This window comes from Nocardia sp. NPDC051990 (genome assembly GCF_040680755.1).
GTDB lineage: Bacteria > Actinomycetota > Actinomycetes > Mycobacteriales > Mycobacteriaceae > Nocardia.
Genome location: NZ_JBFAXH010000018.1, coordinates 137,121 through 148,859 on the forward strand (window position 1 = coordinate 137,121; position 11,739 = coordinate 148,859).

General features: G+C 66.0%; 13 protein-coding genes and 1 pseudogene. 9 read left to right on the plus strand and 5 right to left on the minus strand.

What is annotated here, in order from left to right:
• The first annotated feature begins 20 nt into the window (after positions 1-20).
• From AB0L63_RS26755 to AB0L63_RS26780, 6 genes are read left to right on the plus strand one after another with little or no spacing between them, the layout of a single operon-like run.
• Entirely contained in the window at positions 21-665 is a 645-nt protein-coding gene (locus tag AB0L63_RS26755) for a GntR family transcriptional regulator (protein WP_364505876.1), read from the plus strand.
• A gap of 25 nt (positions 666-690) precedes the next feature.
• On the plus strand, positions 691-1,503 hold the full coding sequence (locus AB0L63_RS26760; RefSeq protein WP_364505878.1) for a carbon-nitrogen family hydrolase: 813 nt from the start codon (positions 691-693) through the stop codon (positions 1,501-1,503).
• Positions 1,500-2,180, plus strand: coding sequence for a DUF2848 family protein (locus AB0L63_RS26765; RefSeq protein WP_364505880.1), 681 nt, complete (start codon positions 1,500-1,502; stop codon positions 2,178-2,180). The genes AB0L63_RS26760 and AB0L63_RS26765 overlap by 4 nt, the downstream gene beginning before the upstream one ends.
• Before the next feature lies 1 nt (position 2,181).
• Entirely contained in the window at positions 2,182-3,636 is a 1,455-nt protein-coding gene (locus AB0L63_RS26770) for a 4-hydroxyphenylacetate 3-hydroxylase N-terminal domain-containing protein (protein ID WP_364505882.1), read from the plus strand.
• A gap of 12 nt (positions 3,637-3,648) precedes the next feature.
• Positions 3,649-3,996, plus strand: a complete 348-nt coding sequence (locus tag AB0L63_RS26775; RefSeq protein ID WP_364505884.1) for a cupin domain-containing protein — start codon at positions 3,649-3,651, stop codon at positions 3,994-3,996.
• A gap of 7 nt (positions 3,997-4,003) precedes the next feature.
• Positions 4,004-4,528 (plus strand): flavin reductase family protein, encoded by a 525-nt coding sequence (locus AB0L63_RS26780; protein WP_364505886.1) that lies wholly within the window; start codon positions 4,004-4,006, stop codon positions 4,526-4,528.
• A gap of 356 nt (positions 4,529-4,884) precedes the next feature.
• Here the strand turns inward: AB0L63_RS26780 and folE are convergent, their stop codons facing one another.
• Genes folE through AB0L63_RS26795 form a run of 3 tightly spaced genes read right to left on the minus strand, consistent with a single transcriptional unit; the run spans position 4,885 to position 6,456 of the window.
• The gene (gene folE / locus AB0L63_RS26785; protein WP_364505914.1) at positions 4,885-5,487 is read right to left on the minus strand and encodes a GTP cyclohydrolase I FolE; all 603 of its coding nucleotides are present in this window, start codon (positions 5,485-5,487) and stop codon (positions 4,885-4,887) included.
• A complete protein-coding gene (locus AB0L63_RS26790) occupies positions 5,487-5,912 on the minus strand; it encodes a hypothetical protein (protein ID WP_364505888.1) in 426 nt (141 codons plus the stop codon). The genes folE and AB0L63_RS26790 overlap by 1 nt, the downstream gene beginning before the upstream one ends.
• A 31-nt stretch (positions 5,913-5,943) precedes the next feature.
• The gene (locus AB0L63_RS26795) at positions 5,944-6,456 is read right to left on the minus strand and encodes a DUF2231 domain-containing protein (protein WP_364505890.1); all 513 of its coding nucleotides are present in this window, start codon (positions 6,454-6,456) and stop codon (positions 5,944-5,946) included.
• Between the two features lie 120 nt (positions 6,457-6,576).
• On the opposite strand from AB0L63_RS26795, the gene AB0L63_RS26800 reads away from it, so the two are divergent.
• Both AB0L63_RS26800 and AB0L63_RS26805 read left to right on the plus strand, forming a co-directional pair.
• The gene (locus AB0L63_RS26800; protein WP_364505892.1) at positions 6,577-7,293 is read left to right on the plus strand and encodes a helix-turn-helix domain-containing protein; all 717 of its coding nucleotides are present in this window, start codon (positions 6,577-6,579) and stop codon (positions 7,291-7,293) included.
• A 257-nt stretch (positions 7,294-7,550) separates the two neighbouring features.
• A complete protein-coding gene (locus AB0L63_RS26805) occupies positions 7,551-8,132 on the plus strand; it encodes a hypothetical protein (protein ID WP_364505894.1) in 582 nt (193 codons plus the stop codon).
• Between the two features lie 151 nt (positions 8,133-8,283).
• On the opposite strand, the gene AB0L63_RS26810 is transcribed toward AB0L63_RS26805, so the two are convergent.
• Together AB0L63_RS26810 and AB0L63_RS26815 are read right to left on the minus strand one after the other, a co-directional pair.
• Entirely contained in the window at positions 8,284-8,667 is a 384-nt protein-coding gene (locus tag AB0L63_RS26810) for a hypothetical protein (RefSeq protein ID WP_364505896.1), read from the minus strand.
• Positions 8,668-9,299: 632 nt separating this feature from the next.
• Positions 9,300-9,473: pseudogene (locus AB0L63_RS26815) on the minus strand (integrase core domain-containing protein); the annotation flags it as partial.
• Between the two features lie 782 nt (positions 9,474-10,255).
• On the opposite strand from AB0L63_RS26815, the gene AB0L63_RS26820 reads away from it, so the two are divergent.
• A partial coding sequence (locus AB0L63_RS26820; RefSeq protein ID WP_364505898.1) for a condensation domain-containing protein occupies positions 10,256-11,739 on the plus strand: 1,484 nt, incomplete at its 3' end.

The following is an 11,739-nucleotide window of genomic DNA, read 5'->3' on the forward strand; positions in this document are numbered from 1 at the left end:
ATCCAGGAAAGGCATCTCTCATGACGACATCGAAGACCAGTGCGGCTCCCGCGCCCGAGCTGGCCTACGAATGGTTGAAGAACACCATCCTCACCTTGCCTCGCGATGAAGAGATGTTCCTGTCCGAGGCCCAGGTCGCCGCGGCCTCGGGCACCTCACGCACACCGGTCCGCGAAGCGTTGCTGCGGTTGGAGGCCGAAGGCTTCGTGCGGCGGGTGCCGCACAAGGGCGCCTACATACCGGCGTTGACGGACGTGGACGTCGACGACGTGTTGCAGGCCAGACGGGTTGTGGAGGAGTGGTCGATCACCCAGGTCGCCCCGAATCCCGGTCAGGTGCCCGCGCGGTTGCGTGAACTGGTGGCCAGACAGGAGGCCGACACCGACCCCGTCGAGTTCATCGCCCACGACCTCGAATTCCACACCACGGTGATCCGCGCCGCGGGCAACCAGGTGATGCACGAGTTCTACCGTTCGCTGCGCGACCGGCAGATGCGGATGGGCGTGCGCATCGTGCTCGCCGACGAGCAGCGCAAGAAACAGGTCCTCATCGAGCACCGCGCGATCGTCGACGCGTTGGCCGCTGGTGATACCGAGGCCGCCATCCGCGCCGTGCGTGAGCACCTCGACACCACCCTGCGCTCGCTCAAGCAGCCCAGGTTCTGACCCTCTCGAATACAAGGACACACTGATGAAAGTCGCTCTGGCGCAGATAGCCAGCCCCGACACCGAATCCCCTGCGCACCGACTCGAGCGGGTGCGACAACTGCTCGCCGGCTTCCGCGCCGACGCCGATCTGATCGTGCTGCCCGAGCTGTGGCGCGTCGGATACAACCATTTCGACGGCTACCCGGCGGCCGCTGAGCCCCTCGACGGGCCGACCGTTCAGGTGTTGCAGACCGTGGCACGCGACCGGCAGTGCTATGTGCACGCGGGCAGCATCGTCGAGAGCACCGACGGCGGTAAGCTGCGCAACACGGCGGTGCTGATCGACCCGGATGGTCGAATCGCCCACCACTACAGCAAGATTCACGTCTTCGGCTACCGTTCGCTGGAGGCCGAGCTGCTGCTGCCCGGACAGCAGATCCGGGTCGTTGACACGGCTTTCGGGCCTACCGCCGCGACCACGTGCTACGACCTGCGCTTCCCCGGACTGTGGACGGAGCTGGTGCGTGGGGGAGCCGAGATCGTCATCGTGCCCGCGGCCTGGCCGAAAGCCCGGCTGGCGCACTGGCGTCTGCTCACCTCCGCCCGTGCGGTCGACAACCAGGTCATCGTCATCGCCTGCAACGCGGTGGGCACTCACAACGGGGTGGAGCTCGGCGGCCACAGCCGCGTCATCGACCCGTGGGGGGAGGTGCTCGCCGAGGCGGGTGATGCCGAGGGATTCACCCTCGCCGAGATCGAACCGGGCGTCGTCGGACGCACCCGCGCGGAGTTCCCGGTGCTGTCCGATCGGCTCGACGACTACGGTTTCCTGACCCGGCGGGAGGTGCTGTCATGACCGACACGACCGTCGACATCCTCAGCTGCACCGTCCTCGGATCCGGCGAAACCCTCCGGTTCGACGGAGCGCGAGCGCTGGTCGCGGGCTACACCGGACGTGACGAGGCCGCGGTGCGCCACCACATCGACGAGCTGGCCGCGATCGGCGTCGCACCGCCGGAAGACGTCCCGATGCTGTACCCGGTCGCCACCGCCACCGTTACCACCGCCGCCAGCACCCCGGTGCCCAGCGCGGACACCTCCGGCGAGGTGGAACCGGTCCTCTTGCGCCACCGCGGCCGCTACTTCCTCGGCGTCGGCTCCGACCACACCGACCGTGCCCTCGAGACCGTCGACATCGGCGAGTCGAAGCGGGCCTGCGCCAAGCCGATCGGACCGAACGTCGTCGAGGTCGGTGACTGGGACAGGTTCGACTGGGACAGCTGCCGGGCCCGGAGCTGGGTGGACGGGCGGCTCTACCAGGACGGCACCCTGGCGGCCCTGCGCACCCCCGGCGATCTGCTCGGTGTCGTGGCCGAACGGATCGGCGACGACGGCGGCGACCTCGTCTGCTTCGCCGGGACCTTGCCCCTGCTCGACGGCCGGTTCACGCCCGGAAAGCGTTGGGATCTCGAACTTCTGCTGCCCGACGGCCGCACCTTGACCCACACCTACACCACCACCGAAGGAGCATGACATGCGCACCGGAGCCGAGTATCTGGCCTCGCTGAACGACGGGCGGGTCGTCCTCGTCGACGGGGAACGGGTCGACGACGTCACCACCCACCCCGCGTTCGCGCCGGTCGCGCACACCATCGCCGAACTGTTCGACTTGGCCGCCGACCCCGCCAACAACATGCAGTACACCGCGCCGGAGACCGGGGCGACCGCCAACCGGGTGTTCGGAATCCCCCGCAGCCAGGAGGAACTGCGCGCCCGCCGCACTGCGATCGAGACCTGGGCGCGACACACCCACGGCTGGGTGGGGCGCAGCCCCGATCATGTCGGTACCTTCCTCGCGTCCTTCGCGGCGCACCCGGAGGTCTTCGCCGGCGGCGAGCGCGATTTCTCCGCCAATGTGACGGCCTTCCACCGACGGTTGCTCGCGGAGAACCTGTACGTTTCCTACGCGATCATCCCGCCGCAAGTGTCGCGCGCGACCACCGCATCGGGGTGGGAGGGTGAGTTCCTTCAGGTCGGGGTGGTCCGGGAGACCGAGGAGGGCATCATCGTGCGCGGGTCGCAGATGCTGGCCACCGGCGCGGCCATCGCCGACGAGATCCTGGTGTCCTGTATCAAGCCGCTCGGCCCGGACGATCAGGACTTCGCGGTGTCGTTCGTCGTTCCCGCGAATGCCGCAGGACTCAAGCTGTACTGCCGCCGTCCCTATGCCCCGGCGGCTACCAGCAGCTTCGACTACCCGCTGACCACCCGCTACGACGAGCCCGACGCGCTGGTGGTGTTCGACGACGTGCTCATCCCCTGGGACCGGGTGTTCATCGATCGTGACATCACCGGTGTGCGGCGCCAGTTCTTCGACACCGGCGCGCACGCGCTCGGCAACTGGCAGGCCCAGATCCGCTTCGCCACCAAGCTGCGGTTCATCGCGGGCGTGGCCCGGCGCGTCACCCAGGTCAACGGCGTCGACAAGATTCCCAGTGTCCAGGAGAAGCTCGGAGAACTCGCCGCCCTCGTCTCCGGCGTCGAGTCGGCCGTGCTGGCCGCCGAATACACCGCGACCCCGGACGATGCGGCCCAGTGGGTGCCCGGCAAGCGCGCGCTGTACGGCTCGATGGGGTTGCAGTCGGAGATCTACCCCCGCGTGCTGTCGATCCTGCGCGACCTGGTGGGGGGCGGAGTGCTCCAATTGCCGTCCAGCGTCGCGGATCTCACCAGCCCGATCACCTCGGGTGATGTGACGCACTACGTGCAGTCGCCCGGCGTGCCGTCGGAGGAGCGCATCAAATTGTTCAAGCTGGCCTGGGACATCATCGGCTCCGAATTCGCCGGACGTCACCAGCAGTACGAACTGTTCTACGCCGGTGCGCCGTTCGTCGTGAAGGGCGCTTACACCTACCGCAACTACGGCTACGAGGAGCCGCTGCGCGATGTCGAGCAGTTCCTCGCCGCCTACAAGTCCGAAACCGCCTGAGAGGTAATACCCGTGGCCAAGCCCGAATACGAGTTCTTCCCCGTCACCGACGTCGAATACACCGTCTGTCCCGGCGACGACCCCGCTATCACCGAGCGAATCTTGGCCCGCGACCCCGAGGGCGGGGTCGCCACCAGGATCCTGCGTTATGAGCCCGGTGCGGACTCCACCCCGATGGGCGTGCAGAAGCACGACTTCTGGGAAGAGGTCTACATCCTGGAGGGTTCGTTCACCGATCTCACTCTCGGCCAGACCTTCTCGGCCGGCATGTACGCTTGCCGCCCGCCGGGCATGCCGCACGGCCCGTGGCGCACCGACGAAGGCGTCGTCACCTTCGAAGTCCGTTATCACAGCAGGTAGGCGCGCCATGACTCTGCCCGCATTCCAGTGTCCGACGCCAGCGGACATGCGACGCAGCATGGGGCGGTTCACCACCGGAGTCGCCGTCGTCAGCGCGGACGACGGTACCGGCGACCCCTGCGCGATGACCATCAGTTCGCTGACGTCGGTGAGCCTGGAACCGCCGATCCTGCTCGTCTCGCTCACCCACGGCAGCCGCACCACCGATGCCGTCGACGCGACGCAGACATTTGCGGTGTCGATCCTCGGTTCCCGGCAGGAGGCGATCGCCCGACGGTTCGCCACCCGCGGCGGGGCCCGGTTCGAGGGCATCCCGGTAGACCTGAGCCGATCCGGATTGCCGTTGATCCCGGATGCGTTGGCGCAGCTCGAGTGTCGCGTCCACGCCGCACACGACATCGGCGACCATCGCGTCTTCTACGGCGAAGTCACCGATATGCGGTGGCGCGACGGCACCGGTCTGGTGTTCTACTCCGGCCGGTTCGGCGACTTCCACGACTTCGGGCACGACGAACTGCCCTGGTGGTACTGAGCCGAACGCGGACTCGCGGCGACAACTGCATACCCGAACACAGACGCGTGTCAGAGCCCGATCACCGATCGGGCTCTGACACGCGTTCGCGTCGGACAGATACGAAGGTGTCGAGTTCCTATCGGAGCGACCGCCCAGAACTGGGTCGATATGACGAACGGTTCGCCGACCACGCCGTCCCGGTCGGCCGCCGCACCATCTTCATGGCGACTGCCGAATCACCCGACGACCGGCCGTCACCCAGCGACGAACGACGGGCGGCCTGAGTGCGGGCCGCGGCAGCGAACGGATGTCCGATGTGGGTGACCCGCGAACGCGGCGGCCTGAGCTCAGGTCCGACGAGTTCTCCGGTCTGGTCAGGGAGTGATACCGGTGAATGAGAGGAATTCCTGGCGGGAGCGGGCGTCTTCGCGGAGGGAGCCGAGAAGCGTGGAGGTGACGGCGGTGGTTCCGGCTGCTTGCACGCCGCGCAGGGTCATGCAGGTGTGTTCGGCTTCGATGACCACGCCGACGCCTTTCGGTTGGAGGTGTTCGTCGAGCCAGTCGGCGATCTGTTTGGTGAGTCGTTCCTGGACTTGCGGGCGGCGGGAGAAATGCTCGACGACGCGGGCGAGTTTGGACAGCCCGAGGATGCGGTCACCGGGTAGGTAGCCCACGTGTGCGACGCCTACGAAGGGCAACAGGTGGTGTTCGCACACCGACCGCAGCGGGATGCGGCGGGCGAGCACGAGTTCGTCGTAGCCTTCGTCGTTGGCGAAGGTGGTCGGATCGAACGGGCGCGGGGTGAACAGTTCGGCGTAGGCGCGGGCCATCCGCCCAGGGGTGGCGTGCAGATGTTCATCGTCGAGGCTGATGCCGAGCGCGGCGAGGAAGTTCCGGGCGGCGAGTTCGGCGGCGGCCAGGTCGATGCTGCCGGCGGGGTTGTGGACGAATCGTAACGAGGAGTGGGACACGATGATCAGCCCCCGTCGACACCGAGGGCGGTCAGCAGTACGAGGACCAGGGTGGTGACGGCGAGGACGCCGTGGCCGCCTACGACCGCGACCGGGAAGTGTTTCTCGGCTGGTTCGGGGGTTGGGGTAGCTGCGGTTTCGGTGCGTGCTCGGTAGACCGGCAGCCAACGCAGCAGCATGGTGAATCCCAGCAGCGCCACCGGGATCAGCAGTGCGAATGCGATCCAGGCAAGGGCGTCGTTATCGACGGCGAGGTAGACGATCCACACGACCAGCCCGACGACAGCAAGCAGGAAATGCCCGAATACGACCGGTACGGGCAGATGGCTGGCACCCGGTTGGCGTGCACCGCCTTTGGTGATCCAGGTGCCGAGCAGGACGAACCCGCCCACGGCGGTGAGCAGCCAGAGGATCAATGCTGCGATACCCATGATGTCTCCTGACGGGTGAGAAGGGTGGGGTTCAGCGTCGGTAGCCGGCAGCTTGGGTGTTTTCATCGGCGACCCGCACGCCGTAGTGGTAGGCGAGTTTGCCGCCGAGGTAGCCCGATACCGCCAGCGCGGCCAAAGCGAGGATCGACAGCGCCAGGGGCCCGGCTGGGACGACGCCGTGCGGGCCGGCGCCGGAGCTGCGCCACCAGAAGTTGAGTGCGTAGGCGATGGTGATGGCCAGATTGAGGCTCATGTGCACCAGTCCGGTCCGAAATGCGGGGGTGCCGGTCGGGATGGCGAACAGATCCAGGAAGCCGACCATCGCAGCGGCCAGTGCCCCGAGGACACCGATAGCGATCAGCCATTCCGCTGCGCGGGCAGGAAAGGCTGGGTCGTCGACGATGTGCGAGGCGATATCGAACACGAGGCTCGCCACCCAGGCACCGATCGGCACGGTGACCAGAAACGGGTGGAACGGATGTCCGTACGGCCCAGCCAACGTGGCACTGACCGGCTGTTTGGCTTGCTGCATGTCACTTGTCACGACATCCTCCGATAGTTACACCAAAAATTATTGGTGCTATTGGTTTAATCGGTCAAGCTCGCCTCACCCCCCGGGTACCCAGCAGGTTTCGATCAACACAGTCGGCGTTATTGTGGTCGTGTGACCAGCGAATCGGCGATCGGCGCGGTGGCCGCGTTGGAAGACGAGTCACGCCGCGGCATGTATTGGTTCATCCGCGCTGCCGGGCGCCCGGTCACCCGCGACGAAGCCGCGGAGCAGGTTGGAATCTCACGGAAGCTGGCCGCGTTCCATCTCGACAAGCTCGTCGCCGCCGGACTATTGCAGGCCCGGTACGAGCAGGTCGGCGGGATCCGGCGGGTCGGGCGGGCACCGAAGGTGTATGAGCCAACCGATACCGAGTTTCGGGTGACCATCCCCGAACGCCGTCACGACGTGCTGGCCGACATCCTGATCGGCGCGGTACTGACCGAGAGTGCCGACGAGACCGCTCGCGCGGCAGCGCAACGGGTGGCCGCCGAGCGCGGCGCGGGCACCGGACAGGCCATGCGGGAGCGGTTGCGGCCGGGGCGGCTCGGCGCCGAACGCGCCCTCACCCTGCTGCACACGTTGCTCGCCGAGTATGGATTCGAACCCGCCCGCAACGCGCCGGACTGTATCCGACTGCGCAACTGTCCCTTCCATCCCTTGGCCGCGCAGGCGCCCGAACTGGTGTGCGGACTCAACCACGCCTATCTCGCCGGCGTGCTCACCGGACTGCAGGCCGACACCGTCACCGCGGAACTGGCACCGAAAGCCGGCGAATGCTGCGTCCAACTCCGTCCCCAACCTCAGGTCACGCGCTCTGCGACCGCATGACCTGATAGCGAGATTCCCGAACCCGCTGGTGCGTGCGGCGATGGCGCACTTACACCTCGTCTCCATTCACTCGCGGGTCGACGGCAGCCACGATCCGAAGGCCTGAGTCTGCAACAGGCGCAACGCGATCTGCGCGGCCTCTCGTTGCGACAGCACGAGCCCATGCTCCCGCTGGAACGTGCTCGAGCTTGTCTTCTCCCGCTCGGTGTAACGCTTCACACACGACGGATCTTCGATCTCCAGCGTTCAATGGCACCATGACGATCGAGATCACCAAGGCGGCAGATCCCACCTTCGAGTGGCTGACCGCGCAGGTCGGCGTCGGTGCCCTGTGGCGTCCGGCCGAGTTGCCCGAGCGGCTGGTGCACGCCGAGTCGCGGGCCTTCTTCACTGAGGTGGGGTTCCCGGCAGTGGCGGTGGACGGCGAGTGGTTCGACTCGGCGGACCTGCCGACGAAGGGCATGTGGGAGGCCGACCCGGACGAGCTGTTCGGCCGCCGCTACCCCGGCGACGACTCTCCGCCCGCGAAGTACGCCTACGGCCTTGGCGAGTTCTACGGGGAGATGACCCTGATGCTGGACGGTGAGACCGGTGTGGTTCAGGTCTACGCGCCGAGCGGCTGGGATCACGGCGAGGGCGACCAGGGTGTCGCGTTCGCCTCGGTGCGGGAGGCGGCAGGGGCGGTGGCGTTGATGGCCGGTCTCGCCGCGCGGCTGGAGGGTCCGGACTACGACGCGGCCGCGCGGGAGCTGATTGCCGCGATCCGCGCCCACGAGTGGGCCGGGTCGGCATATTGGGCCTGGGTGTTGGAGCGTCTGGAAGAGGACTACCTGGACTGAGGAAGACAACAACCGTGCGGGTCGATGCGCGTGCAAGGGTGTACAGGGCTGCTACTACCGTCCACTGCCTGGCGGCGTGCATCCAGTCCGGCCGCGGCCACTGGAAGCGCACTGCCGCGCGACGCCCGAGGCGTCCGAGCACAATCGATCGCTATCCGAGCGAGACCACCTTCGCTTGGCCGGACACGACAGTGTCGTTGCGATCGACCAGCGCGACCCGCACCTGTACCGTCTGCCCGGCCGACAACGGTGTTCCGACCAGGATGATCACGGCGGTATGTTGGGCTCCGTCGCATGTGACGGCGTTCTGCGCGCCGGTGGCCGACGGACTGTCTGCGTTCGGATCGCCCACCATCGCCCGAATGCCGGCCACTCCGGCCGAGGCATCGCAGCTGTAGTCGACCCCCACGTTGGCCGGCCCGACGCCGCTGACATCGATGGTGTTGGCGGCGAGCGCGGGAGCTGCGGCCAGCCCCATCGCCCCGAAGACGGTCACGATGAGGGCGGGACTTCGGTAGTTCCGGATAGTCACCATAGGTCTTCTTCCTCCTGCGTAGCCGAAATAGATCGCGGAGCACACTCAGAAGAAACCGTGGCGCTGACAGCGCCACGCCCATCCTCCCCCATCGCCACGCCACAAGCCAAGGACCTGTCGATCAACTCCCGAGAGCGGCTCCGCTCGGCGCCACGCCATTCGTAGATCGACGTCGGGCGTGGTCTCGTCGAGGGAGACGAACGCGATGTGCGGATCGGCGATGTTCTCGGCGACAGCGGCGAGCGTCAGGTGGTGTCGGTGGCGCGCGTTCGGCGGCGTCGAGCGCCGTGCCGCGCATGTACGGCCCCATCACGGCCCAGTCGTGGGCTGTCGAGCCTTTCGCTGCGACGATCCGCGATCTTGTGATCGGGTGGAACAATGGCATAGACGGTGTGCCGACTCCGAAATCATCGCAGCCGCCGTAACCGCTGGTGGGCGCCCGATCAGGAGTGCGGGAGTGCCCGCGTGACAGGCCGTACCGTTGAGATGACCGTGCGCACTCATGTAGTCGATGATGCGGCACAGCACCGACACCGATCGGGAGCCCGATGAGTGGATCGCTTGTCGGGCAGATTCATCGGACCATCCGGTGCGGGCGCCGAGATTGCGCGCCGGGTTCGACAGCAGCCCTACCCAATCGCCGAGTGCAACCGAATCCGGTTGCACCGCAGCTCGATATAACGGGTGATATCTACCCGAGCATGCTCTCGTGTGGGATATTGCGTGCGGTGCACTCTTTCGTTCTTCAGGGTGCCGTTGAACGATTCCGCTCGAGCGTTATCGAAACAAATACCCGTCCGGCCGACCCGACCGGAGAACCTTCAATTCCTTTGCGGCAGACTCGAATTTCGGCCAGTTCCAATCCTGGCCGGTCGGCGGTGAAATCGTCGCCGCGCGAATTCATACAGGCTGCAACAACTCTCGTCGATGGACCCCAATCCTACTCGGAGCCGCTGTCCGAGAACCTTCCGGCACCTCAGTTCCTTGTGTGTGAGGGAATTTAGTCCTCTAGTCCAGGGTCGAAAGTCCTTTTTGTCATGCTGGTTTGTTCAGCCGGAGTCTGATGTGGTTGATTTCGCCAGTTTCTTGTTGCATGCCGCCACAACCCCGCCTCGGTCCACACGTTGAACCGGCAGCAAAACCGCCACGTATACCCAGTGGTCAGCGCGAACATCACTGCGGTGAACACTGCTCGCTGATCAGTCGGCGCGGTACAGCCGGCCCTGCGGGCGCGGGCTGAAGCTGGACAGAGCGGCTCGACCGGGCCCAGAGCGCATCGGGCGCAAGACGTTTCGACAAATCGTCGGTCACAAATCGAACATTATGCCGCACAAGCGGTTCCGACACACAGCAGAGGAATCACAATCACGTAAGACACCGTCTTCAATAATTTTTGGCTACTGAAAGATCACATCGAAAGTCTAAAACCCATTGCCCATCAACTTTGGGTACGAATTATGGGCTCGGGGTGTACGCAAACGAACCGAAGTGCTTGAATTGGTGAAGCATGGCGAAGGGGGAACTGATGACCTTTCCGCGACAACAACTTCATCCCGACCGGGGATCGAGCGGAGACGCCGAGCCGGACATGTCAGTGATACAGCCGGTGCCGCTGTCCGTTGGGCAGCGAGGGTTGTGGTTGGCGCAGCAATTGAGTCCGGACGTGCCGATATGCGAGGCACAGTATATCGAGATCCATGGGGAGCTGGACGTCGATCTGCTGCGTGCGATGGCGATTCAAGCAGGCCACGAGTTCCAGTCGGGGTACCTACGACTGGTAGAGATCGACGGTGAACCGCATCAACTGTATGACCCGGCACTGGAGTCGGCGGGGCCGCTCATCGATATGCGTGGTGAACCGGATCCCGTCGCGGCGGGCTTGGAGTGGATGCATCGCGAATACACCACGCCGTTGGATATGAGCCGCGACCGGTTGGTCGCGTCGGCGATTGTGCAGGTCGGGGATCGGCATTATCTGTTGTACAACAGGATCCACCACGTCGCGCTGGACGGCTACGCCGCGATGATGATGGTGAACCGGATCGGGGCGCTGTACACGGCCGCGGTGCAGGGCCAGACAGCGGAGCCGAACCGGGCGGCGGATCTGCGCACTCTCTACGAGGCCGACCGCAGCTACCGGGAGTCGAAGCGGTTCACCGACGACCAAGCATATTGGCTGAAGAAACTGGCTGACGTCGGGGAAGAGTCCAGTCTGGCCGCCGGGCTCGCACCCGCACGCGCAGACAGTGTGGTCGCCACCGCCGAACTGTCGCCGGCGGCGGTGGGATGGATCGACCAGTCCGCGAAAGCCTTGGAAGCGAGCCCTGCCGCGGTGGTGATCGCCGCATTCGGATGCTATCTGGCCCGGATGACCGGCCGCGACGAGGTCCTGGTCAACATTCCGGTGTCAGGTCGCACAACCGCCGTGCTGCGGCGGTCCGGGGGTGTGTTCGTCAACGTCACACCGCTTCCGATCGTGCTCGGTCCGCAGGACACGGTCGCGACGCTGGTGCGGCGGGTGCAGTCCGACCTGGTAGGCACCCTGCGGCACCAGCGGTGCGGCCTCACCGATATTCGCGCGGGCGCCGGATATGCCGGATACAGCGGGCAGCGGCGATTCGCGGGCCCGTTGGTGAATGTCATGTATTTCCCCCAGCAGATCCGTTTTGGATCGATGATCGGGGAATTCCATATCCTGAGTTCGGGGCCGGTCGAGGATTTGCTGATCGATCTGTATCAGACCGGGGACCCGCCGCGGACGATCGTCCACTTACTCGCCAATCCCAACCTCTATACCGGCCCCGAATTGTCGGCGCATTGTACCGGATTCGTGGAGTTCCTCGACGCGTTCGCAGCCGCCGCTCCGGGCACTGATCTCGGGCAGGTCCACCCCGGCAGCGCCCGCCACGGGGCGCGGATCCGGCGCCGCCGCGAGAACCTGGCGTTCTGGCGTGCCGCGCTCGCGGACCTTACGGAAGAGTTGTCTTTGCCGGTCGATCGGCCGCGGCCGGTGCTGATGTCTCATCGGGGTGCGACGGTTGGTTATCGGGTGGATGCCGGGTTGGTGCGGAT

Excerpts from the sequence above, each read along its gene's own strand:
- AB0L63_RS26810 (WP_364505896.1), bottom strand. The coding sequence starts at position 8,667 with ATGGTGACTATCCGGAACTACCGAAGTCCCGCCCTCATCGTGACCGTC.
- AB0L63_RS26770 (WP_364505882.1), top strand. The coding sequence starts at position 2,182 with ATGCGCACCGGAGCCGAGTATCTGGCCTCGCTGAACGACGGGCGGGTC.
- AB0L63_RS26765 (WP_364505880.1), top strand. The coding sequence starts at position 1,500 with ATGACCGACACGACCGTCGACATCCTCAGCTGCACCGTCCTCGGATCC.
- AB0L63_RS26760 (WP_364505878.1), top strand. The coding sequence starts at position 691 with ATGAAAGTCGCTCTGGCGCAGATAGCCAGCCCCGACACCGAATCCCCT.
- AB0L63_RS26780 (WP_364505886.1), top strand. The coding sequence starts at position 4,004 with ATGACTCTGCCCGCATTCCAGTGTCCGACGCCAGCGGACATGCGACGC.
- AB0L63_RS26790 (WP_364505888.1), bottom strand. The coding sequence starts at position 5,912 with ATGGGTATCGCAGCATTGATCCTCTGGCTGCTCACCGCCGTGGGCGGG.
- AB0L63_RS26805 (WP_364505894.1), top strand. The coding sequence starts at position 7,551 with ATGACGATCGAGATCACCAAGGCGGCAGATCCCACCTTCGAGTGGCTG.
- AB0L63_RS26755 (WP_364505876.1), top strand. The coding sequence starts at position 21 with ATGACGACATCGAAGACCAGTGCGGCTCCCGCGCCCGAGCTGGCCTAC.